Source organism: Stenotrophomonas sp. YJH_SMC_21 (assembly GCF_059369555.1).
The window spans coordinates 69,217-92,241 of sequence record NZ_JCAFSU010000003.1 but is presented as its reverse complement, the minus strand read 5'-3'; the positions used below and the strand labels follow the sequence as shown (position 1 = coordinate 92,241).

Below are 23,025 nucleotides of genomic sequence, written 5' to 3'. Positions count from 1 at the left end.
CACTCACAGGTCCACGCGGAAGGAGATGCCGACGGTGCGCGGGGCGCCGATGAAGGCGTTGTCGCGGCCGTCCACCCCCGCAAGATACCGCTTATCGGTGAGGTTGCTCACCACCAGGTTGGCACCCATGCCCTTCAGGCGCGGCGACAGGCCCTGCAGGTCGAAACCGATGTTGGCATTGAACACGGTGGCCGAGGGCAGCTTGTTGACGTTGGCGGCATCAAGGTAGCGCGTGCCCAGGTACCGTCCGGAGAGGCCGAAGTTCCAGTTGGCGCCCTGCCAGTCGGCCGACAGCACCAGGGTGTTCTCCGGCTGGCCGATCACCTTGGCACCGTCGACGATGCCGAGCTGCGTATCGCGTGCGGCATTGCCACTGCCCAGGTATTTGGAGCGGTTGTAGGTGTAGGCCGCGTTGATCCGCCAGCCATTGTCCCACCCATAGCCGAACGCCGCTTCCAGGCCGTTGCTTTCCACGCCACCGAAGTTCTCGTAGACGCCGTCGGTCTCGCCCAGGTAGTCGATGCCGCTGACGAAGCCCGCCGGCAGGTAGACGATGCGGTTGTCGAACTTGATGTTGTACAGGGTCACCGAGGCGGTCAGCGGCCAGCGGCTGATGCGCATGCCCACTTCGATGTTGTCGGCGGTCTCCGGTTCGACATTGCGGAAGCGCTGCGGGTCGGTCTCGCCAAGTACGCCTGAAGGAATGGCGGCGAAATTCTGCGAGAAGCCGGCGAACAGCTCCATGCCTTCCACGCCCGGTGCCCAGGTGAAGCCGGTGGACAGCAGCGGATCGGACCTGGAATCGGATTTGACGTGCTCGCTGGCACCGATCACGCGGCGGCGCGACTGGTCGACGAAGAACTGCTTCACGCCCAGGCGGGCACTGAACGGCCCGAAGCGGGCCACGTCCTCGACGTAGTACATCTGCTCGTCAACCTTGTACTTGTCCTCGAACTGCACCCAGTACGGCTGGTGGTCGAAGGCGATGTCCTGGCCGACATTGAGCAGGCGGTGCCAGTCACGGCGTGCCGAACGGTCCAGCTTCTCCACCCACAGGCCGCCACGGATCGTGTTGTCGATCGCACCGAAGGTCTGCCGCCATTCGACGTCGGCGGTCACGCCCATGCGGTCGTTGTCGTAGTGGGTGTGGCGGTAGGACTGCGCGCCCAGCACGTTGCCCGCGTAGCAGTTCGGATCGTACTCGGCGGTGAAGCCCAGGCGCGGGGTGCAGCTGGCCAGGCGCTGCGCGGCGCTGCCATCGGGATTGACGAAGAAGATCTGGCCACGGTTGCTGCCGCCGTACACGGTCTTGCCACCGAGATATTCCGATTCGGGGCGGCCCGCACCCTCATCGCTGACCTGCGCCAGGTAGGGTGGCAGCCAGTCGCCACGACCTTGCATGCGGTGCCCGTAGGCGGCCACCGAGGCCTTGAACCCGTTGCCGCCGTCGAAGGCCGCACGCAGGTAACCAAAGGTGTTCTCGCGCAGTGCACGCGAGCCGGAACGGTAGTTCTGGTCCAGATACGGAATGCCGGTGAGGGTGCCGACCAGGTTGTCGCGATCCGGATTGGTGGCAAAGCCCTTCGGTGAGACGCTGGTGTATTCCGGCTCGTCGGCATCGTTGTAGGACAGGTAGCCGGTCAGGGTCCAGCGATCCAGTTCGGTGATGAACTTGCCGGCGATGTGGTCGTTGCTGGCGTGGCCGGTGCCGTCGATCCAGTCGTGCACCTTCGACGAGGAGGCGCTGATCCACGCGCGGGTGTGGCCGCCGAGCAGGCCGGTGTCGTAGCGCACGTAGTACTTGCGCGCCTCGTTGTCACCGGCGCCGACCACGAAGCGCAGGCGGCTGTCCTGCAGCGGATCGCTGGTGAGGAAGTTGAGCGTGCCGCCCAGTGCTTCGTTCGATCGCGAGGAGATGTCAGCGGTGCCTTGGCTGACTTCCACCGTCTCCAGGTCGAGGGTGTCGATGTAGCGGTTGGCCAGCGAGCCGCCGCCGTAGCCGGAGCCGCCGTTGGGCAGGCCGTCGATGGTGGTGCCGATCTGCTGGGTATCACGATTGGTGACGAACCCGCGCATGCTGATCTGCGTGCCCCACACCGACGAGCCGGTGGCGTCGGCCTCGCTGACCACCACGCCGGGTACTTCGTTGAGCGCATCGTTGACGCTGCTCATCACGGTCTGCCTGTTCAGTGTTTCTGCGCGCACCGACGTCTTGGCGTAGCTGGTGGCCTGGCCGATCACCTGCACCTGGTCGAGGGTACGCGCATCGCTGCTGCGCGCTTCGCCCGTATCGCCCTGCGGTGCTTCTGCGAGGGCGTCCAGGGCGGGGGCGATCAGCAGGGCAAGCAGCGAAACACGGGGAAAGCGCGCAATCGTTCGCATCGATACCGGACCTTGGGGGGAGAGAAGCCCCCGAGTGTCGACAGCACCAATGACATCGACATGACGTAGAGATGCAGGAACCGTGTTGTGTGACGGCCGACGCCCCCGGCCGCCTGCCTGTCAGTACCGCGCGTCCTTGGGTTTCGGGTCGCGCGGCCAGTCCTTGGCCTTGTTGGCGAAGTCCGGGCGTGGCTGGTTGATGAAGTAGCTGGCGATGTCCACCGCATCCTGGTCGGGCATCACCTGCTGCCCAAGCGGCGGCTCGCGGGTCACCGCCGGTGGCATGTTGTGCTTGATGAAGCCGGCGGCCTTGTACAGGCGCGCCATGCCCGCGCCGATGTTGAAGCTGTGGTCGCCCCATAGCGGCGGGAAGGCGATGTCACCGCTGGCGTCGCGCCGTCCTTCGCCGTTGTCGCCATGGCAGGCGGCGCACTGCACGGCGTACAGCGCCTGGCCGCGGACCGGGTCCGGGGTCAGCGTGCTGTCGATCGGTCCCTCACTGGGGGCGGCTACCTTTGCACCTTCTGGCACACGACTGCTCAACCACGCCATGTAATCGAGCATCGCACGCATCTGCGGCGAGTCCTTCGGCAGCGGCTTGCCGTTCATCGAACGCTGCAGGCAGCCGTTGATGCGCTCGGTCAGCCCGATCACCTTGCCCGGACGCGGCATGTAGCGCGGATAGGCGCCGCCGCCGGTATTGAAGTAGTGATTGCCGAAAGGCCGCTTGCCCTCAGCCATGTGGCACGAGTTGCAGTTCAGATCGTTGCCGACATTGTCCGGCAGCAGCCGTGCGGTCTCGTTGAGGATACGGCGGCCGAGCATCACCGATTCGGCATTGCCGAGCCCGGCGATTTCTTCGGCGCTGGGCGCATGGTAGTGGCCGACCACCTTGCCCTGCGCATCGAGGATATCGATCGTGCTGGCCACGGCGGCATCCAGGTCCGGGTACAGATGACGGTAAGCGAGGGTACCGGCGCCGGCCAGCAGCACGAGGGTGATCGCACTGCCGATCAGCAGGCGGGAGCGTTTGCGCGAACGTTTCATCGTGCGGCCTCCTGCGGAACGTAGTGCACCGGCTTGTCGCGCACCACCCGGCGCATGCGCGCCACGTCGACCTCGCTCACTGCACTGGCGTGGTTGCCCCAGCTGCTGCGGATGAAGGTCAGGATCTGTGCCAGCTGCGCATTCGGCAGCTGCTCGAAGCCGGGCATGGTGAAGGCCATGCGGTCATGCGGGGTATGCGGCGTGCGGCCGCCGATCAAGGTCACCTGCACCAGCGAGCTGGGGTCATCGGCGAACACGATCGAGTTGCCGGCCAAGGCTGGATAGACGCGCGGCATGCCGCGCCCGTCGGCGCGGTGGCAGGCCTGGCAGTGCTCGGCATAGGCCAGCGAACCGGCCACGCGGTAGTCGCCGCTACGCAGTGCGGCGGTGGTGGTGTCGGTACCGGGCGACCACTGTGCGCTGCGTCCTTCGCGGGCGGGCAGCTGCTTCAGGTAGCGCGCCATCGCCAGCAGGTCGGCGTCGGACAGGTACTGCGTGCTGTGCTCGACCACGTCGGCCATGCCGCCGAAGGCTGCCGAGCGATCGGTGCGACCGGTGCGCAGGAAGTCGACGATCTCGCCCTCGCTCCAGCTGGCCAGGCCGGTCGACTCGTTGCGCAGGTTCTTCGCATACCAGCCTTCCAGTACCGAGCCGGACAGGAACTGGCGGCTGCCATCATCGGCCATGGCCTTTTCCTGGAACGCCAACCCGCGTGGCGTGTGGCAGGCACCGCAGTGGGCCAGGCCTTCCACCAGTTCGGCGCCGCGCTGCTGGCTGGCATCCAGCGACGGATCCGGGTTGAACGTGCGCGGGCGTGCGAACAGCAGCTGCCACCAGGCCAGTGGCCAGCGCATGTTGGCCGGCCACGGGATCGTGCTGTCGGCGTTGTCCTGCTTCACCGGTTGCACCGAGCCCATGAAGTAGGCGTACAGCGCCTTGATCTCGGCGTCGCTGGCGATCACGTACGAGGCGTACGGCATGGCCGGATACAACGGCTGCCCATCGTGGCGGATGCCGCGACGTACCGCACGCTCGAAGTCGGCGTAGTCGTAGGCGCCAATGCCGGTGTCCGGATCGGGCGTGATGTTGGTCGAGTAGATCGTGCCCATCGGCGTCTGCATGCCGAGGCCACCGGCGAACGGCTTGCCGCCGGGCGCGGTGTGGCAGGCCGCGCAGTCGGCCGCGCGCGACAGGTATTGTCCCTGCGCGATCAATGCCGGATCGTGGATGTCGACCTGCGCGGCCTGTCGCGGTGCGAACCAGTAGGGCGTGGTGCGGGCGACGCCGTAGGCGGCGGCCAGCGTGGCGGCCAGGGCAATGGCGAGCTTGAACGAGGTGCGCATGGCGGCACTGTGGGCAATCCCGCGCGCGCGTTCATTGATCCGGATCAATGACTGAACAGATACAGCTTGTACACCAAGCTGAATCGTTCCTGCGTTGTCATCAAGCCGTCATCCATGCGCGATAGATGGCCCACGCGCGCGTCGCTAACCTGCCACGCAGTCGCACCTTTTCCCCGATCGCCCATGAAGCGCCTGCTGCTGTTGTTGCTGGCGTGCGCCGGCCTGTGGCTGGCTGCATGCTCGTCCTCGATCAATGCCTCGTCCACCTCGCTTGCCGATCGGCTGATCGCGCCGGGTGGCGTATCGACCCTGCTCGATCGTCCGCGTATTGCTGCGGCCATTGCCGAACTGCCCAATCGCCACGGCTTCGCGCCGGGCCGCGATGGCGTGCCGATCTTCTGGCGTGTGTTCGATCCTGGCGATTACGGCGCGCGTTACCACTACCTGCCGCAGCGCCACGAGAACGGCCTGCCGCTGGATACCGGCCTGAGCCTGGCAGTACCGCAGCCGTTCCGCGCGCAGGCACCGCGCGGTACCGTGGTGCTGCTGCACGGCTGGATGATGAACGGTGATTCGATGCTGCCGTGGTCGTTGCAGTTGGCCGAATCCGGCTACCGCGTGGTCACGCTTGACCTGCGCAACCATGGACAGTCCGGTACCGGGCCGTCGGGCTATGGCACCTATGAATCCGACGATGTGGTGGATGTGATCGGCGAGCTGCGCGCGCGTGGTGAAGTAACCGGCCCGCTGTACCTGTTCGGCGTGTCCTATGGCGCCGCCACAGCGGTATTCACCGCCGACAAGCTCGGCGACCAGGTGGAAGGGGTGGTGGCGATGGAGTCGTTCGCCAATGCCGGTGTGGCGATCCGCACGATGATTCCACACCTGATGGGACTGCAGCCGGAAGGCCTGAAGGCGCAGGCGATGGCGTCGTACGCGCGCTGGCGCTACGGCGGCCAGGACATCAACCAGGTGATCGCCGCCGCCAGCCGCCGTATCGACGTCGATCTGGACCGCGTGGATGTAGCGCGCGCGCTGGCCGATACCCGCGCCTGCGTGCTGCTGCTGCACGGCCAGGGCGACCAGCACATTCCGGTCAGCCAGGGCCGCGAACTGGCCCAGGCCAACCCGCGCGCGCACTACATCGAGATGCGCGGCGAGGACCACATCACCCTGCCGCTGCGGCTGGACCTGCTGGCCGGCGTGGTCGATGACTGGATGGCGCGCGACGAACACCACCCGAAGAGCGCCTGCCCGGCCCCACAGCTGCCGGCCCAGGCCGAGTGGCTGGCCCACCGCTGAAAAAAGGGGACGGAGGGAATTAAGTCGTTTCCCGCACAGTTGGACCAGAAACGACTTAATCCCCTCCGTCCCCTTTTTCTGTCAGGCCACGCGTCGTGCCAGCGAGTGGGCAGACGCCGCGACGCCCAGCAGCAGCGCGGCCACGCACAGGAAGGCGAAGCCGAGGCTGGTGGCGTGTGCCAGTGCACCGATCGCTGCCGGGCCGGCGAGGATGCCGGCGTAACCCAGCGTGGTGACTGCGGTGATTGCGATGCTCTCCGGCATCACCCGCTGCTGGCCGGCCATTGAGAACAGTGCCGGCACGATGTTGGCGCAGCCCAGCCCGACCAGCACATAGCCCGCCAGCGCCACCGGGAACGAGGGTACCAGCGTGGCCAGGGTGAAACCTGCTGCGGCGGTGATGCCGCCGAAGACCAGGGTGCGGGTGCGGCCGAGGCGCTCGACGATGCCGTCGCCGAACAGGCGCATCGCGGTCATTGCCAGGGTGAACAGCGCGAAGCCGGCGCCAGCCTGGTCACGCGGCACCTGCCGCACTTCGGCCAGGAACACCGCGCTCCAGTCCAGCATCGAGCCCTCGGCGAGGAACACCACGAAGGCCAGCACGCCGATGAACAGCACCACGCCGTGCGGCAGCGCCAGCAGTGGGCCGTCGTGCAGGATCCGTTGCGGGCGCCAGTGCGGCGCCGACAGCACCGCGACCAGCAGCAGTGCCGCCACCGAAACCAGCGCGGCCAGCCACAGCGGTGTACCCAGGATCAGCAGGCCGGTCATGCAGCCGGCGCCGACGAAGCCACCGATGCTGTAGAAGGCGTGGAAGCCGGACATCATCGCGCGCCCGGCGTCGCGCTCGACCGCGACCGCCTGCATGTTCATCGCACAATCCAGCGCACCGACGCCGGCGCCGAACACGAACAGCGCCGCACCCAGCGCCACCGGCGAGGGCGCCAGCACCAGCAAGGGCAGGGCGCACAGCATCATCGCGCAGGTGATCACCATCACCCGGCGGCAGCCCAGCCGCCCGGTCAGCGCGCCCGCCAACGGCATCGCCAGCAGCGAGCCGAGCCCAAGGCACAGCAGCACGGCGCCGAGGCTGGCGTCGGACAGCCCGGCCTTGGCCTTGGCGTAGGGCACCATCGGCGCCCATGCGGCGGTGGCGAATCCGGGAATGAAGAAGGCGGCGCGGGTGGCGTGCTGCTGGGCACGGGGGGATGAAGGCGTCATGCGCGATGCGAAGCTCCAGGGAACAGTCATGAAAACGATTTCAGACTGACTCGGCAAGTGCCATGCGCGACATCGGGCGACGCATACGATTGCAGTGACCCGATTGCGTCACCAGCGATTAACGCCACGCGCGGACAGTGGCTGCACGGTCTGCATTCCGCCGGCCGCTGCCGGAGACCTGTACATGAGCACGACACCGACCATCCTCCTCGTCCATGGCTTCTGGGGCGGGGCCGCACACTGGGCCAAGGTGATCCTGGAACTGCATCGCAACGGCCACGACCGTGTGCAGGCGGTGGAACTGCCGCTGACCTCGCTGGCCGACGACGCAGGGCGCACCCGGAAAATGATCCGGCAGATCGACGGGCCGGTGCTGCTGGTCGGCCACTCCTATGGTGGCGCGGTGATCAGCCAGGCCGGTAACGAACCCAACGTGAAGGGCCTAGTCTACATCGCCGCGTTCGCGCCCGATGCCGGCGAGAGTCCCGGTGGCATCACCCAGCAGCACCTGCCGGAGGCGGCACCGAACCTGGCACCTGACAGTGATGGCTACCTGTGGCTGCGTGCGGACAAGTTCCATGAGAGCTTCTGCCAGGATCTGAGCGAGGACGAAGGCCGGGTGATGGCCGTTACCCAGAAGGCACCGCTGGCCAGCACCTTCGGTGATGCGGTCAGCGACCCGGCGTGGAAGCACATGCCGAGCTGGTACCAGCTGTCCCGCCAGGACCGCATGATCGCGCCGGAAAACCAGAAGGCCATGGCCGCAAGGATGCAGCCCAGGCGCCTGCTGGAGCTGGATGCGAGCCATGCCTCGCTGGCTTCGCAGCCGAAGGAAGTGACCGCGCTGATCCTGGAGGCCTGCGCCGCCATCGCCGGCTGATTCCGCGCCAGCGCTCCGCACGACAGCCGCGGCGCAGGGGAGTACACTCCTGCGCCGCGGCTGTCCGGCCGCGTCCCTCTCTTCCCTCCAGCCGCCGCCAGAGGATCCCACCCTATCGTGGAGGTCCCGCCGTGCTGTCTGTGCCTGTTGTCCATACGCCGTCCCCCTTGCCGCGTCGCCGCGCGTTGCCGCAGGCGCTGGCCCGGGGTTTGCTGATCGCTGCACTGGGCAGCAGCGGTATTGCTGCTGCGCAGTCCAGTACGGATCCAGCCAAGGATTCGCAGGCGCCTGCATCACAGACCCTGCAGACCGTGCAGGTCACCGCCAACCTGCTCGGTACCATCACCGAGGGCAGCGGCGCCTATACGCCCGGCACCATTGCCACCGCGACCCGCCTGGTGCTGACGCCACGGCAGACCCCGCAGACCATCAGCGTGATCACCCGCGCACAGATGGATGACTTCGGCCTGCACGGCATCGACGACGTGATGCGGGTGACCCCCGGCATCAGCATCGTCACCTACGACAGCGAACGCACCGAGTACTACGCGCGCGGCTTCGCGATCCAGAACTTCCAGTACGACGGCATTCCGATGTCGCGCAATTCGGCGTACTCCGCCGGCAACACGCTCAGCGATACCGCCATCTACGACCGCATCGAAGTGCTCAAGGGCGCGACCGGCCTGCTGACCGGCATGGGCGATCCGGGTGCGACCATCAACCTGGTGCGCAAGAAGCCGGGCAAGGACTTCGCCGGCAGTGCTTCACTGGGTGTCGGCCGCTGGGACGACTACCGCGCCGAGCTTGATGTGGGTGGCCCGCTGACTGCCGATGGCCGCGTGCGTGGCCGTGCCGTGGGTGCCTGGGAAGACAAGCGCTCCAACCTGGACAACTACCAGCGCACCAGCAAGGTCGGCTATGCCGTGGTGGAAGCCGATCTGGGCGATCGCACGCTGCTGTCGGTCGGTGGCGACGTGATGGACAGCGACCCGAAGGGGTCGACGTGGGGCGGCATTCCGCTGCTGGACAGCGCCGGCAACTTCAACCGCATGCCGCGCTCGTTCAACAATGGTGCGCAATGGGCCGGCTGGCGCCAGTACGTGCGTACCGGTTTCACCACGTTGGAGCACACGTTCGCCAACGATTGGATTGCCAAGCTGCAGCTCAACCACCAGGTCAACGGCTATGACGCCGCATTGGCCGGTGCCGCCGCCGGCAATCCTGATCCGTTGACCGGCGAGGGCGTCAGCCTGTGGCTCGGCAAGTACGTTGGCAAGACCGTCAGCAATGCCGCCGACTTCTATGTGAGCGGGCGTTTCGGCCTGTTCGGGCGAGAGCATGAGCTGGTGGTCGGTGGCAGTGCCTCGCGCAAGCGCTGGACCAATACCGGCTACGGCCCGCAGGCGGGGTTCCCGGATACCGTGCCGGACTACAGGACCTGGAATGGCGACATTGCCGAACCGCAGTGGCAGCGCACCTATGACAACAATGAAGTGACCCGCGAGAATGGGCTGTACGTGGTTGGCCGCTTCGATCTGGCCGATCCGTTGAAGCTGATCGTCGGCAGCCGCCTGGCCAGTTACCGCTCGCCGGACACGCGAGAGACCGGCGTCCATGTGCCCTATGCCGGCGTGGTCTACGACCTCGGCGAGCATTACTCGGTGTATGCCAGCTACAGCACCATCTTCAAGCCGCAGGGCGAGCGTGACGAGCAGGGCAAGGCACTGGATCCACTGGAGGGCCGCAGCTACGAGGTTGGCCTGAAGGCTGAGTTCTTCGATGGACGCCTCAATGCCAGTGCGGCGCTGTTCCAGCTTGATCAGGACAACTTCGCCCAGCCCACCGGCGGCAAGACACCGGATGGCCAGGATGCCTACCGCGCCTTGATGGGCGTGCGCACCAAGGGTTACGAGCTTGAAATGTCGGGTCAGCTGGCCGAGGGCTGGCAGGTGCAGGGTGGGTTCTCCCACAAGATTGCCCGCCAGGCGGGCACCAAGGTGACCACGCTGGAACCGGAGAACCAGTTCAGCCTGCACACCCGCTACCGTCTGCGTGGCGCCTGGCAGGCGCTGACGCTGGGTGGTGGCGCACGCTGGCAGGATTCGACTTTCGGCGAGATCACCAACCCGGCCACGCGGGCCAAGGTGGTGCATCGCACGCAGCCGTACTGGTTGCTCGATGCGATGGCGCGCTACCAGTTCAACGATCGCCTGTCGGCCACGGTCAACGTCAACAACCTGCTCGACAAGCGTTACTACACGATCTTCAACTGGTACAGCACCTACACCTGGGGTGAGCCGCGCAACGTGCGGTTGAGCTTGAATTACAGGTTCTGACGCAGATGCGCCCGCGATGCTCTGCAGCATCGCGGGCGATGTGGTTACAGCGGCAGGTCGAACACCAGCACTTCGGCATCGTTGCCGTTTTCCAGCGTCAGCTGGGCTTCGTCGCTGACCTGCAGCGCATCACCGGCTTCCAGGGTGATGCCGTTGACCTGCAGCTGCCCACGGGCCACCTGCACATAGGCGCCACGACCGTTGCCAAGCGCATGGTGCAGCTTCTGGCCGCCATCGAGGATGGTGGCGAAGATGCGGGCATCCTGGTGGATGCGCAGCGAACCGTCGGCACCGTCCGGCGAAGCGATCAGGCGCAGCTGGCCGCGCTTGGTCTCCGGTGCGAAGTGGGTCTCCTCGTACGACGGCGTGATGTTCTCGGTGTCCGGGAAGATCCAGATCTGCAGGAAGTGCACGGTATCGTCGGCGGAATGGTTGAACTCGCTGTGGGTGACGCCGCTGCCGGCGCTCATGCGCTGCACGTCGCCGTAACGCAGCACCGAGCCGGTGCCCATCGAGTCCTTGTGTTCCAGCGCACCGCCCAGCACGTAGGAGATGATTTCCATGTTGCTGTGGCCGTGGGTGCCGAAGCCCTGGCCGCCGATCACCTTGTCTTCGTTGATCACCCGCAGCGGGCCGAAGCTGACGTAGCGCGGGTCGTAGTAGTTGGCGAAGGAGAAGGTATGGCGCGAGGACAGCCAGCCATGCTCGGCCAGGCCACGGGTAGCGCTCTTGCGGATCTGCAGCATGATGGAATCTCCTTGTTCGATGGTTTCGATGGGGCGGGGTGGGCCAGTAGCCGCTGTGTTTCCCCGTTGGAGAGAAGTATCCGCTTGCGCCCGGGGTTTGAAAAACGGATAGTTTTGACGTCCATCATCGAAAAATTCGAATGCTCAAGCTCAGCCTCGATGCCCTGCAGATCCTGGATGCCATCGACCGCCGCGGCTCGTTTGCCGGCGCCGGCAAGGCCCTGCACAAAGTGCCCTCGACCATCTCCTACACCGTGGCCAAGCTGGAGGAGGACCTGGGTGTTCAGCTGTTCGACCGGGTCGGCCCGCGCGCCGAACCGACCGAGGCCGGCCGCGCGCTGCTGGACGAGGGCCGGCACCTGCTGCGCGCCGCCCGCGAGCTGGAACTGCGGGTGCGCCGGGTGGCGTCGGGCTGGGAGACCGAACTGACGCTGGCGGTGGATTCGGTGTTCCCGACCTGGCTGCTCGGCCCGGATATCGCCGCGTTTCGTGAGGCCGAGGCACCGACCCGGCTGCGATTGATCGGCGAGGCCCTGTCCGGCACCTGGGAGGCCCTGCTGGACCGCCGTGCCGACCTGCTGGTCGGCGCGCCGGGTGAGGGCCCCAGTGGCGGTGGTTACGTGGTCGAGCCGCTGGGCACGGTGGAGTTCGTGTTCGCGGTCGCGCCCGGTCATCCGTTGGCCGCAGTGCCGGGTGTGCTGGGTCGCGAGCAGCTGGTCGAGCACTGCGCGATCGCGGTCTCTGATTCCGCGCGCAGGCTGCTGCCGCGCACGGTCGGCTTGTTGATGGGGCAGGAGATGCTGACGGTGCCGGACATGGCCAGCAAACTGAAGCTGCAGTGCGAAGGCGTGGGATTCGGTTTCCTGCCCGAACCGTGTGCGCGCGCTGCGGTGGCGCGCGGCCAGCTGGTGATCCGTGAGGTGGAGGAACACAAGCCGGAAGAGACCTTCTGGCTGGCCTGGCGCACCGGAGAGGATGGCGCCGCACTGCGCTGGTGGCGCGAGCGCCTGCGCAGGCCGGAGCTGCTGTCGCAGTGGTGGCAGGCAATGGCCAGGGGGGAGGGGTTTGGCAGGGCTGCGCCCTGCACCCGCTACGATCCAGAGCAACAGCAACAGCAACAGCAGAAGCTGGTTTCCTGAGGGATGGCGGGGTGGGTCCGGTTGCGGGAGACGCCGTAAACCCGTCCTTGGGGGCTTGGCCGCGGCATCCATGCCGCGGACACTCCCGCAACCGGACCCACCCCGCCTTCGACAGTTTCCGCGATCTGTCGGAACGGCGTACTGCTCTGGTAGGTGTCGACCTTGGTCGACACGGTAGATCCACGCCATGCGTGGATGCTCTTCGATCAATTGTCGAAATGTTCGAACTCGATGGAGATTCATCCACGCATGGCGTGGATCCATCAGATCGCGGAAATCTGTCAGAGGTGGGGCGGTGTCGGAGTGCGGGGTGTCAGCCGCATGGATGCGGCTGCCAAGCCTACATGGACGTACTTGCGGCGTCCCCGCACTCCGACACCGCCCCGCCATCCCACGGAATGCCAGCTTTTGCCGTGGCCGTTGAGGTTGCCGGCCAGCGGCCGGCACTACCAGGGTGCAGGGCGCAGCCCTGCCGAAAAACACACATAAAAAAACAGCAGGCCGAGGCCTGCTGTTTCGGTGTAATGGTGCGCCCGGAGAGATTCGAACTCCCGACCGCCTGGTTCGTAGCCAGGTACTCTATCCAACTGAGCTACGGGCGCCAATTACATGAACTTGTTGTGCTGACTGTGTATGGTGCGCCCGGAGAGATTCGAACTCCCGACCGCCTGGTTCGTAGCCAGGTACTCTATCCAACTGAGCTACGGGCGCGCGGTACACAATCAAATTTTACTGCATTTCCAGCGGCGGATGCTGGAAACCTGTCGAGTGGTGCGCCCGGAGAGATTCGAACTCCCGACCGCCTGGTTCGTAGCCAGGTACTCTATCCAACTGAGCTACGGGCGCCCTGCGACAGGAGCGGAATTATGCGGATGTCGGCGCGTACCGTCAACAGTTTTGTGAAAATTTTCATCCAACTGAATGAAAAAGCTGTCAGCCACGGCATCAGGGGCCTTCAGCCACGCGAAATGATCGGCGCGCGTGCCCAGTTCCTGCGCGGACAGCACGCGCAGCTGCGCGTCCACATTCGGCAGCTTCGCCAGCAGCGTCTGCATCGATCCGGTGGGGGCCAACCAGTCGTGCTCCATCAGCACCGCCTGTGCGCTGCCATGCACACGCGCCATCTGCGCATCGAGGTCTTCGTCCATGCCGACGGCGGCGTAATGGTTGTTCAGGCCGACGCGTGCCCAGTCGGCAATCAGTCCGCGCGCTTCGGTGCCACCAAAGCCGAGGCGACGGCCATGCAGCACGCCCTGGCGCTGTGCGATCCACGGCAGGAAGCGGTAGACCAGCGGCAGCAGCCAGCCACGCGGTGGTGGGAATCCGCGCCAGAACGGTGAGCCGCTGGCGGCCAGCCACAGCCGGTTGAAGTGCTGCGGGTTGCGGCCGGCATGCACGCAGGCCAGCTGCCCGCCCAGGCTATGGCCGCCGATGATCCAGGGCAGGGCGTCGCCTTCGTCATCCGCTGCGGCCAGGACGGCCTGGCTGGTCGGCAGATCCTGTTCGAGTACCTCGCGATAGCCCCAGTCCTGCGTGCGCGATGGGCGCAGCGAACTGCTGCCGTTGCCGCGCCACTCGTGCAGGTAGACCGCCACGCCCTTCGCCGCCAGCGCCAAAGCCAGTGGCAGGTAGTGGCGCGCGGCCACGCCCAGTGCCGGCAGCCACAGCAGGCGTGCGATGGGCTGTGCGGGCACGCAGGCGATCACCTCGAAGCGATGGCCGTCGTCGCACTGCACGGCAAGGACGCTCGGCGTCGGGCTCATGCGTGGGGTGCCGCGCCGAAGTGGTCGAGCACCAGCACCTCGCTGCGGCCGGGGGCATAGCCCTGCTGCAGGCCGCGTGCAACGTAGTCGATACCGGCTTCGCAGGCGTTGGCCAGGCTCAGGCCATTGCACAGCTGCGCGGCGATGGCCGAGGCCAGCGTGCAGCCGGTGCCATGTGCGTCCAGCGGCAGGCGCGCGTGGATGAATTCTTCGCTGCTGACGCCGTCGAAGTAGCGATCGATCACGCGATTGCCCTCATGCAGGTGGCCACCCTTGAGCAGCACTGCGCCGGCACCGAGGTCGAGCAGGGCCGAGGCGGCCTGTTCTGCGTCTTCGCCGTTGCTGATCTTCCGGCCGACCAGCAGTTCTGCTTCCGGCGTATTGGGGGTGATCAGCGTGGCCAGCGGGATCAGGCGCTCACGCATGGCCTGCAATGCGCTGTCTTCCAGCAGGCGTGCCCCACTGGTGGCGACCATCACCGGGTCCAGTACCACGTGTGGCGGGCGGTGCTTTTCGAGTGCATCAGCGACGGCATGGATCACTTCGGCGTTGGCCAGCATCCCCAGCTTCACCGCGTGGATGTCGAAGTCGTCGAAGCAGGCATCCAGCTGCGCGCGCAGGAACTCGATGGGTGGCACGTGCACGGCGATGACGCCGCGGGTGTTCTGCGCGGTCAGTGCAGCAATCGCGGAAAGGCCATGCACGCGGTGTGCGGCGAAGGCCTTGAGGTCAGCCTGGATGCCGGCGCCACCGCCGGAGTCGGAGCCGGCGATGGTGAGGGCGGAAACGGGAGTGGTCGGGCTCATCGGTTGATTGTGCCGTGGTCCCGCAGGGGAAGGTAGATCCACGCCATGCGTGGATGTCCTTGATTCAATACCGCCAACGCGCCCATTGCTGGTACAGCACATAACCCAGCCCGGTCAGGCCAGTCAGCAGGGCGGGGGCGAGCAGGGCGTCGTACTGCCAGCGCATGAACAGCCAGGCGCCGAGGACGCCGCCGGCGAGGAAGCCGCTGATGATCAGGCCGCTGAGGGTCAGCCGCCGTACCTGCAGCGGCAGCCCACGCAGCAGGTGGCCGAGGCCGATGCCGAGGTCGGTGAACATGCCGCTGAGGTGGGTGGTGCGCACCACTGCGCCACTGAAGGTGGTGGCCATCGCGTTCTGCAGGCCGCAGGCCATGGCGGCGGCCAGCGCGCCCCAGATCTGGTGTTGTTCAAAGAGCGGAATGGCCACCAGCAGCAGCGCCGATTCCAGCGCCAGTGCCACGCCATAGCGCCGGCCCAGCTGCAGGGCGCTGTCCTGGATCAGCAGGCCGCTGAGCATCGCGCCCAGCGAGAACGCGATCAGCAGCCCCCACAGGTGCCCGACGGCGCGCCAATCCCCCTGCGCCAGCGCCATGCCCAACTGGCTGGTACTGCCGGTCATGTGGCTGACCGCCTGGTGCTCGAAACCGAGGAAGCCGACCACGTTGACCATGCCGGCCACGCACGAGAGCGCGACCGCGCCGATCCAGACCCAGGTGGGCAGGCGTATTCCCATCGGCGGGGCCCCTCAGGGCCCGCCGAAGCCGCCGTTGAACTGCAGCTCGCTGAAGGTGTTGCTGGCCGGGTCGAACACCGCGCCCCAGAACTGCGCGCCGCCATCGCAGACGCGGATCGCTTCGCGGGCCGGATTGATGCCGCTGTCGTCGGGCAGGTGGAAGGCGTTGATGTAGATCAGCCGCTTGCCGGTGCTTTCGATGCCGACGTACTGGCGGTCGAAGTCCAGCACCTTCGGCACCTGCGCTTCCAGCGACGACAGCTTCGCCTCCAGCTGGTCGATCTGCTGCCGGCTGGGCGCCCAGTACCCCGACACCCGCCCGGCCTCGCGGCCGGGGCTGGTGCGCGAGCAGGTGTCGAGCACCTGCGCGGCGATGATCGGGCGGGTGACCACCCAGGACTGTCCGGTGCGCTCGGCGGTCGGCACGCTGGTCGGGCCGCGAATGGTGGTGCAGGCGCCCAGGGTGGCTGCGAGGGTGATCGCGGCCGTGGGCAGCAGCAGGCGGGTGCAGCGGTTCACAACACCTCCGAAGCGTAATCGGCCAGGCGCGAGCGTTCGCCTCGGCGCAGGGTGATGTGCGCACTATGCGGCCAGTTCTTGAAACGATCCACCGCGTAGGTCAGGCCCGAGGTGGTCTCGGTCAGGTACGGGGTGTCGATCTGCTCGACGTTGCCCAGGCAGACGATCTTGGTGCCGGGGCCGGCACGGGTGATCAGCGTCTTCATCTGCTTCGGGGTGAGGTTCTGCGCCTCGTCCAGGATCAGGTAGCGCGACAGGAAGGTACGGCCGCGCATGAAGTTCATCGAGCGGATCTTGATGCGGCTGGCCAGCAGGTCGTTGGTGGCCTGGCGACCCCAGGTGCCGCCTTCCTGGTTGTGCGTGAGCACTTCCAGGTTGTCGGTCAGCGCGCCCATCCACGGCGTCATCTTCTCCTCCTCGGTACCCGGCAGGAAACCGATGTCCTCGCCGACGCTGACCGTGGCGCGGGTCATGATGATCTCGCGGTAGCGCTGCTGGTCCATCGTCTGCGCCAGGCCGGCGGCCAGTGCCAGCAGGGTCTTGCCGGTACCGGCGGTACCCAGCAGGGTGACGAAGTCGATCTCCGGATCCATCAGTGCGTTGAGCGCGAAGTTCTGCTCGCGGTTGCGCGCACTGATACCCCAGACGGCGTGGCTGCCGTGGCGGAAATCATCGACCAGCGACAGCACTACCTTGCCGTCGCCGACCACGCGGCTGACGCGCAGTTCGACTTCGTCTTCGCCGGGCAGGTAGACGTACTGGTTCGGGTACCACTCCTCGCCGTCCTGCGCCTGGATTTCGTAATGGCTGCGGCCCTTGTCGCTCCAGCTGCGCAGGTCGTCACCGTGGCGCTTCCAGAAGTCTTCCGGCAGCTCGGTGGCGCCGGTGTAGAGGAGGCTGAAATCGTCCAGCGCGCGGTCGTTTTCGTAGTCCTCGGACACGATGCCGGCGATGGCGGCCTTGATCCGCAGGTTGATGTCCTTGGAAACGAACACCACCGGCAGGTCCGGCGTTTCTTCCTTCAGCGCCAGGATCGCGCCAAGGATGGCATTGTCGGGAATGACCTTGCCAAAGCTCTTGCCCGCGTCGAAGTGGCTGGTCTGGAAGCGCAGCTTGCCGGCGCTCTGCTTGCCGCGCAGCTGCAGGCCGTTGGGGCGCTGCAGCGGAATGCCGTCGGCCAGGTTGTCCAGGCCGGATTCCTGCACCAGCTCGTTGAGGAAGCGGCTCACCTGGCGGGCGTTGCGGCTCGCTTCGGAGGTGCCCTTCTTGCCGTTGTCCAGCTCCTCGATCACCTGCATGGGCAGGTAGATGTCGTGCTCCTCGAATTTGAACAGCGCGGTCGGATCGTGCATCAGCACGTTGGTATCCAGCACGTAGATGCGCTTGCCTCGGGTCATCGTCGATTCCTGGTTACGGACAGGGAAAAACCACCACGGCCTGCTGCGGGGCAGGGTGATGGCAGACACAGTAGGCAGTGGGACTCACTTGGACTGGGAGGCCTTCAGTTCGGCGAGAACGGCATCGGCATGGCCGGCAACCTTGACCTTGCGCCAGGACTGCACGATGCGGCTGTCGGGGGAAATCAGGAAGGTGCTGCGTTCGACGCCACGTACCTGCTTGCCGTACATGTTCTTCATCTTGATCACGTCGAAGGCGCTGCACAGCGCTTCGTCGCCATCGCTGACCAGCGGGAAGTTGAAGCCCTGCTTGGCACAGAAGTTGTCGTGCGACTTCACCGAGTCGCGAGAGACGCCGAGCACGACCGCGCCGGCCTTCTTGAACTTCGGCAGCAGGGCGTTGAAGTCGATGCCTTCGGTGGTGCAGCCGGGAGTGCTGTCCTTGGGGTAGAAGTACAGCACCAGCCACTGGCCGGCATAGTCGCCGAGAGTGGCCTGGTTGCCACCGGACAGCGCCAGCGGCAGGGAGAGGGTGGTGCTGTCCAGGGTATCGCCGTTGTTCATGAGGTCCTTCTGTCGAGCCTGGGTTGTTTCTACGACAATTGCATGAAACGCCACGCGCCCGTGAGAGGCGCGCGAAAAATCCGCACTCCCAATCAGAATTTCATCGGGTCCATGATCGCGTCCAGGTTCAGGTGGTCGCAGAACTCAAGGAAATCGTCGCGCAGCGCGGCGATGTGCATGTTGGCCGGCACGCCGATGGTGACCTGTGCACTGAACATTTCCGCACCGGTCTGCATGGCGCGGTAGCGCGTGCTCTGCAGGTTCTCGATGGTGATGCCCTGGCGGTCGAAGAAATCGGCCAGCTGGAACAGGATGCCCGGCTTGTCGGCGGCGATCACTTCGACAATGTACGGCAGCAGGTTGGACTGCGCCTGCTTGGCCGCGGTGCGGTACCAGACCAGCTTCAGGCCTTCCTCGCGCTCCAGCCGGGTCAGCATCGCCTCCAGCTTGGCCACCGAGTCCCAGGAGCCGGTGGCCAGGGCGGTGACCGAGACATCGCGGCCGACCGTGGCCAGGCGTGCGTCCACCAGATTGCAGCCGCTGTCGGCGATGCGGCGGGTGACGGACAGCAGGGGGGACTCCGGATGCGTCGTATAGGCGTTGATCAGGAGGTGGTTTTCGCTCGGCGCGGGGCGCGGGGTGGTGTCGGTCAAGGCGATTCCGGGTAATGCATGCGTTAGTCTGAATGCCCGCCAGAGGCGGGGATCCACCGGTGTCCAGCATACTTGCCCGTGCTTTCGCGCCGCAAGTAACATTCAGGTCGCCCCCGGCCTTTCGTGGCGGGCGTTTTCCCTTTCCAGCCAAGAGCAGCACGTCCTTGTCCCTTTCCGGCCTCATCACCGCGCTGGCGACCCCGTTCCGGGCCGACGGCGCCCTCGATCCCGACGGTTGGCAGCGCCTGCTGCACCTGCAACTGGAAGGTGGCGTCCATGGCGTTGTCGTTGCCGGCTCGACCGGCGAAGCGGCAACCCTCACCGATGCCGAGTACGACCTGCTGCTGGCCAGCGCGGTCGAACGCATTGGCGGCCGCATCCCGGTCATGGCCGGCACCGGCCTGTCCGGTACCGCCAAAACCATCGAACAGACCCGTCGTGCGGCCGCGCTTGGCGCCAGCCATGCACTGGTGGTCACCCCGCCTTACGTGAGGCCGACCCAGGCCGGCCTGATTGCCCATTATCGTGCGGTCGCCGACCAGGGCGGGTTGCCGGTCGTGCTGTACAACGTGCCCGGCCGTACCGGTTGCGACATGCAGCCGGAGACCGTGGCCGAACTGGCCAGCCATCCCAACATCGTCGGCATCAAGGAGGCGGTGGGCGACACCGGCCGGGTGCAGGCGCTGCTCGCACTGCGCAGCCCGCAGTTCGCCGTGCTCAGCGGCGACGACGGTACGGCCGCGCGTTCGATCCGGGCCGGTATCGACGGCCTGATCTCGGTCGGCTCCAATGTGCTGCCCGGCGCCTACCGCCGCATGTGCGAGCTGGCCGCCGCCCATGACCACGAAGCCACCGAGTCCTGGGATGCGCGCCTGCAGCCGTTCCATGATTTCTGCGGTGTTGAACCGAACCCGATTCCGGTCAAGGCGCTGCTGCGCCGTATCGGCATCGGCCATGACCTGCGCCTGCCGCTGCTGCCGCTGTCGGCGTCGCACCACGCGGCCGCCGACCATCTTGCCGGCGACATCGCCGCCCTTGAAGCCCTTTCCAGCCACTGACCTTCCGTCTTGGTCTGACCCAGGAGATTCACATGCGTCAATCCGTTTCCACTGTCCGCGTGCTGTCCTACGCCCTGCTTGCGGTGGCCGTTGCCGCCGGTACCACCGGCTGCTTCAAGCGTGGCGTCAAGGGCGACTACGCCCTGGCCCCGGAAATGCGTCCGCTGGAAGTGCCGCCGGACCTCAACCTGCCGGCCACCACCGGTGACAACAAGGTGCCGGCGCTGGTGTCGGCCACCAAGCCGGCAGCACCGGCGGCCGCGGCTCCGGCCGTTGGCAATACCGGTTTCACCATTGCCGGTGGCAAGGATGAAGCCTTCGCCAAGGTCGGTACCGCGCTGGAAGGCGTGGAGGGCGTGACCATCGCCAGCCGCGCCCAGCTGCTCGGCTCGTATGACGTGGCCTACGAAGGCAGCAACTTCCTGGTCCGCGTGGTCGCCGTCGATGCCGGCGCCTACATCTCCGCGGTCGACCCGCGTGGCCTGCCGGCCACCGCCGAAGCGCCGGTGAAGCTGATCGCCGCGCTGAAGGCGAAGCTGGCCCAGTAAGGGCTGCCTCTGGTAGAGACTGACCTTGGTCGGCGCTTCTGTGCCAACCAAGGTTGGCACCTACCGGATCGCAGGGTTGGCATACCGGATCGCGAGGTTGGCATACCGGATCGCAAGGCTGGCATGCCGGATCTTGCGGTTGGCGTTCACCGGAAAACAGAAAAGGGCGCCCGTGGGCGCCCTTTTCGTTGCCGCCGTGGGCGCTTCTCAGCGCTCCAGCAGCTTCAGCTTGTCCGGCTTGCCATCCCATTCGCCGGCGTCGGCGGGGGGGTCCTTGCGCACGGTCAGCACCGGCCACTCCTTCGCCAGCTCGGCGTTGAGGGCGACGAAGCCTTCCTGGCCGGCGGGGACATCGTCCTCCGGGAAGATCGCATTGACCGGGCACTCCGGCTCGCAGAGGGTGCAGTCGATGCACTCATCCGGGTCGATCACCAGGAAGTTCGGGCCTTCGTGGAAGCAATCCACGGGGCACACTTCCACGCAATCGGTGTGTTTGCACTTGATGCAGTTTTCGGTGACGACAAAGGGCATGGGCTGGGGGTGGATCGATTCCTGAACCCGCCAATTCTAGAACAGGTTGGCCCCCGCTGTCGGCGCGGGGCGGAAATCGGGCGTCTGGCAGGCGCGGCCGTGGCAGTCATTGGCGGCAGGGCGGGGCCTGTGCGACGCTGCGGGTCAGCCGGCTGCGTCGGGTGGCCGGCCCCCTTCCCAGCAGGATCGTCAATGTCACCAGCCCAGCCCAGCATCGCACTCCATGGCGGTGAGAACACTGCATTCATCGTCCTGATCAGCTGCGTGGCCACGCTCGGTGGATTCCTGTTCGGCTTCGACAGTGGTGTCATCAATGGCACCGTCGATGGCCTGCGTCAGGCCTTCAACTCCAGCGAGGCGGCGCTCGGTTTCGAAGTCGCCTCGATGCTGCTGGGCTGCGCGATCGGTGCGTTCCTGGCCGGCTGGCTGGGCGACCGCCTGGGACGCCGCGGTGTCCTGATCGTGTCGGCGCTGATGTTCCTGGTTTCGGCGCTGGGCGCCGGCGCCGCCCACGCCTCGTGGCTGTTCATCGCGGCCCGCGTGCTGGGCGGCTTTGCAGTAGGGGCGGCCAGCGTGATGTCGCCGGCCTACATCGCCGAGGTGGCCTCGGCGCGCTATCGCGGGCGCCTGGCCACAGTGCAGCAGATGGCGATCATCTGCGGCCTGTTCGCGGCGTTCCTCAGCAACTACCTGCTGGCCCGCGCCGCCGGGGCGTCGACCGAGCCGCTGTGGCTGGGCCATGAGGCGTGGCGATGGATGTTCTGGATGCAGGCGCTGCCCTCCGCGCTGTTCCTGCTGTTGCTGCTGGTGATTCCGGAAAGCCCGCGCTTCCTGGTGCTGAAAGGCCGCCAGGGGCAGGCGAGGGCGGTGCTCGCGCGGCTGTACGGTGATACCGCGGCGGCGGCCAAGCAGGCCGAGATCGAAACCAGCCTGGCCCAGGACCAGCACAAGCCGCGCTTCAGCGACCTGCGCGACACGGTCAGCGGCAAGCTGCGGCCGATCCTGTGGGTGGGTATTGGCCTGGCCATGTTCCAGCAGCTGGTCGGCATCAACGTGGTGTTCTACTACGGCGCAGTGCTGTGGCAGGCGGTCGGCTTTTCGGAAAGCGACGCGCTGTTGATCAACGTGCTGTCCGGTGGGCTGAGCATCGGTGCCTGCCTGCTGACGGTGCTGTTGATCGACCGCATCGGGCGCAGGCCGCTGCTGTGGATCGGCTCGGTCGGCATGTCGGTGGCGCTGGTGCTGATGGTGGTCGCGTTCGCCAGTGGCAGCCTGGCCGACGGTCGCCTGCAGCTGTCCGACGGCATGGGCCGGCTGGCACTGGTCGCGGCCAACGTCTACGTGGTGTTCTTCAACATGTCCTGGGGCCCGGTGATGTGGGTGATGCTGGGCGAGATGTTCCCCAACCAGATCCGCGGCCCGGCGCTGGCGGTGGCGGGTGCGGCGCAATGGACCTCGAACTTCGCGATCACCGTGACCTTCCCGATGCTGCTGGCCGGCATCGGCCTGGCCGGCGCCTATGGCATCTACGCGGTCGCGGCGATCCTCTCGATCGTCTTCGTGGTCCGCTACGTACGCGAGACCAAGGGCAAGGAGCTGGAGCAGATGGAAGGCTGACGGCGACTGGCTTCGGTTGCGTTCCGTTGGCGCCTGCTTGTCCAGAGTGTGAGAGGGCGGCCTGCCCCCTCCTGACAGTTCATGGTGCGTGCGGATGCGGCGAAGCGCTGGCCGGTTGTTGCCGCAGCTCGCGGGAAACCGTCCAGAGCCGGTGGGGTCACCCAGGGCAGGACCGTTGGCGCCATGGATGGCGCCATCGAGCCCCCATGGATGGGTTTACGGCGTGTCCTGCCCTGGGTGACCCCACCGGCTCAAGCCGATTGCAGGCCCGGAAAACAGAAAAGCCCGCACAAGGCGGGCTTTTTCGGTTCCTGCTGCAGCGACTGGCGCTCCCTAGGGGACTCGAACCCCTGTTTTAGCCTTGAGAGGGCCACGTCCTAACCACTAGACGAAGGGAGCGTAACTGTGTCGCTGCCGAGGCAGGAGCGCTAGTATATGCA

The 23,025-nt window shown here is 66.4% G+C and carries 20 protein-coding genes and 4 tRNA genes; 7 read left to right on the top strand and 17 right to left on the bottom strand.

Features of this window, described 5'->3' with window-relative positions:
- Positions 1-3 precede the first annotated feature (3 nt).
- The 3 genes from AC5P67_RS05905 to AC5P67_RS05895 form a co-directional block, all read right to left on the bottom strand.
- Positions 4-2,382: a TonB-dependent receptor domain-containing protein gene (locus AC5P67_RS05905; protein ID WP_279915547.1), complete on the bottom strand. Its 2,379-nt coding sequence runs from the start codon at positions 2,380-2,382 to the stop codon at positions 4-6.
- A 120-nt stretch (positions 2,383-2,502) separates the two neighbouring features.
- Complete coding sequence (locus AC5P67_RS05900; protein WP_088431303.1) at positions 2,503-3,429, bottom strand: c-type cytochrome; 927 nt, start codon at positions 3,427-3,429, stop codon at positions 2,503-2,505.
- Positions 3,426-4,772: a c-type cytochrome gene (locus tag AC5P67_RS05895; RefSeq protein WP_088610881.1), complete on the bottom strand. Its 1,347-nt coding sequence runs from the start codon at positions 4,770-4,772 to the stop codon at positions 3,426-3,428. Before AC5P67_RS05895 ends, AC5P67_RS05900 begins: the two co-directional genes overlap by 4 nt.
- A gap of 183 nt (positions 4,773-4,955) precedes the next feature.
- On the opposite strand from AC5P67_RS05895, the gene AC5P67_RS05890 reads away from it, so the two are divergent.
- The gene (locus AC5P67_RS05890; RefSeq protein ID WP_005409039.1) at positions 4,956-6,074 is read left to right on the top strand and encodes an alpha/beta fold hydrolase; all 1,119 of its coding nucleotides are present in this window, start codon (positions 4,956-4,958) and stop codon (positions 6,072-6,074) included.
- A gap of 81 nt (positions 6,075-6,155) precedes the next feature.
- Here AC5P67_RS05890 and AC5P67_RS05885 read toward each other — a convergent pair whose 3' ends face one another.
- Positions 6,156-7,295: an MFS transporter gene (locus tag AC5P67_RS05885; protein ID WP_111196825.1), complete on the bottom strand. Its 1,140-nt coding sequence runs from the start codon at positions 7,293-7,295 to the stop codon at positions 6,156-6,158.
- A gap of 184 nt (positions 7,296-7,479) precedes the next feature.
- On the opposite strand from AC5P67_RS05885, the gene AC5P67_RS05880 reads away from it, so the two are divergent.
- Together AC5P67_RS05880 and AC5P67_RS05875 are read left to right on the top strand one after the other, a co-directional pair.
- Complete coding sequence (locus AC5P67_RS05880; protein ID WP_062607615.1) at positions 7,480-8,175, top strand: alpha/beta hydrolase; 696 nt, start codon at positions 7,480-7,482, stop codon at positions 8,173-8,175.
- Between the two features lie 131 nt (positions 8,176-8,306).
- Positions 8,307-10,511, top strand: coding sequence for a TonB-dependent siderophore receptor (locus tag AC5P67_RS05875; protein WP_012479751.1), 2,205 nt, complete (start codon positions 8,307-8,309; stop codon positions 10,509-10,511).
- Positions 10,512-10,555: 44 nt separating this feature from the next.
- Here the strand turns inward: AC5P67_RS05875 and AC5P67_RS05870 are convergent, their stop codons facing one another.
- A complete protein-coding gene (locus tag AC5P67_RS05870; protein ID WP_012479752.1) occupies positions 10,556-11,257 on the bottom strand; it encodes a pirin family protein in 702 nt (233 codons plus the stop codon).
- A gap of 140 nt (positions 11,258-11,397) precedes the next feature.
- On the opposite strand from AC5P67_RS05870, the gene AC5P67_RS05865 reads away from it, so the two are divergent.
- Positions 11,398-12,396, top strand: coding sequence for a LysR family transcriptional regulator (locus tag AC5P67_RS05865; protein ID WP_171968723.1), 999 nt, complete (start codon positions 11,398-11,400; stop codon positions 12,394-12,396).
- Positions 12,397-12,921: 525 nt separating this feature from the next.
- On the opposite strand, the gene AC5P67_RS05860 is transcribed toward AC5P67_RS05865, so the two are convergent.
- From AC5P67_RS05860 to AC5P67_RS05815, 10 genes are all read right to left on the bottom strand, one after another.
- Positions 12,922-12,998 (bottom strand) — tRNA-Arg (locus AC5P67_RS05860).
- Positions 12,999-13,030: 32 nt separating this feature from the next.
- Positions 13,031-13,107 (bottom strand) — tRNA-Arg (locus AC5P67_RS05855).
- Between the two features lie 58 nt (positions 13,108-13,165).
- Positions 13,166-13,242, bottom strand: a tRNA-Arg gene (locus AC5P67_RS05850).
- Positions 13,233-14,159 (bottom strand): alpha/beta hydrolase family protein, encoded by a 927-nt coding sequence (locus AC5P67_RS05845; protein WP_099498280.1) that lies wholly within the window; start codon positions 14,157-14,159, stop codon positions 13,233-13,235. Before AC5P67_RS05845 ends, AC5P67_RS05850 begins: the two co-directional genes overlap by 10 nt.
- Entirely contained in the window at positions 14,156-14,965 is an 810-nt protein-coding gene (gene thiD / locus AC5P67_RS05840; RefSeq protein WP_005409046.1) for a bifunctional hydroxymethylpyrimidine kinase/phosphomethylpyrimidine kinase, read from the bottom strand. Before thiD ends, AC5P67_RS05845 begins: the two co-directional genes overlap by 4 nt.
- A 64-nt stretch (positions 14,966-15,029) precedes the next feature.
- Positions 15,030-15,698, bottom strand: coding sequence for a YoaK family protein (locus tag AC5P67_RS05835; protein WP_005409047.1), 669 nt, complete (start codon positions 15,696-15,698; stop codon positions 15,030-15,032).
- Positions 15,699-15,710: 12 nt separating this feature from the next.
- Positions 15,711-16,217, bottom strand: coding sequence for a hypothetical protein (locus tag AC5P67_RS05830; protein ID WP_100438391.1), 507 nt, complete (start codon positions 16,215-16,217; stop codon positions 15,711-15,713).
- Positions 16,214-17,614 carry a PhoH family protein gene (locus tag AC5P67_RS05825; protein ID WP_005409049.1) on the bottom strand — a complete coding sequence of 467 codons (1,401 nt, stop codon included), beginning with the start codon at positions 17,612-17,614 and terminating at the stop codon, positions 16,214-16,216. Before AC5P67_RS05825 ends, AC5P67_RS05830 begins: the two co-directional genes overlap by 4 nt.
- Positions 17,615-17,698: 84 nt before the next feature.
- Positions 17,699-18,178 carry a peroxiredoxin gene (locus AC5P67_RS05820; RefSeq protein WP_005409050.1) on the bottom strand — a complete coding sequence of 160 codons (480 nt, stop codon included), beginning with the start codon at positions 18,176-18,178 and terminating at the stop codon, positions 17,699-17,701.
- Positions 18,179-18,270: 92 nt separating this feature from the next.
- A complete protein-coding gene (locus tag AC5P67_RS05815) occupies positions 18,271-18,831 on the bottom strand; it encodes a glycine cleavage system transcriptional repressor (RefSeq protein WP_005409051.1) in 561 nt (186 codons plus the stop codon).
- Between the two features lie 164 nt (positions 18,832-18,995).
- Here AC5P67_RS05815 and dapA point away from each other — a divergent pair, with 164 nt between their 5' ends.
- Together dapA and AC5P67_RS05805 are read left to right on the top strand one after the other, a co-directional pair.
- A complete protein-coding gene (gene dapA, locus AC5P67_RS05810) occupies positions 18,996-19,889 on the top strand; it encodes a 4-hydroxy-tetrahydrodipicolinate synthase (protein ID WP_012479759.1) in 894 nt (297 codons plus the stop codon).
- A 32-nt stretch (positions 19,890-19,921) separates the two neighbouring features.
- Positions 19,922-20,437 (top strand): hypothetical protein, encoded by a 516-nt coding sequence (locus tag AC5P67_RS05805; protein ID WP_005409053.1) that lies wholly within the window; start codon positions 19,922-19,924, stop codon positions 20,435-20,437.
- A gap of 207 nt (positions 20,438-20,644) precedes the next feature.
- Here AC5P67_RS05805 and fdxA read toward each other — a convergent pair whose 3' ends face one another.
- A complete protein-coding gene (gene fdxA / locus AC5P67_RS05800) occupies positions 20,645-20,968 on the bottom strand; it encodes a ferredoxin FdxA (RefSeq protein ID WP_005409054.1) in 324 nt (107 codons plus the stop codon).
- 192 nt (positions 20,969-21,160) lie between these two features.
- Between fdxA and AC5P67_RS05795 the strand changes: the two genes are divergently transcribed.
- A complete protein-coding gene (locus AC5P67_RS05795) occupies positions 21,161-22,585 on the top strand; it encodes a sugar porter family MFS transporter (protein WP_111118165.1) in 1,425 nt (474 codons plus the stop codon).
- Positions 22,586-22,909: 324 nt separating this feature from the next.
- Here AC5P67_RS05795 and AC5P67_RS05790 read toward each other — a convergent pair.
- Positions 22,910-22,984, bottom strand: a tRNA-Glu gene (locus AC5P67_RS05790).
- Positions 22,985-23,025 lie beyond the last annotated feature (41 nt).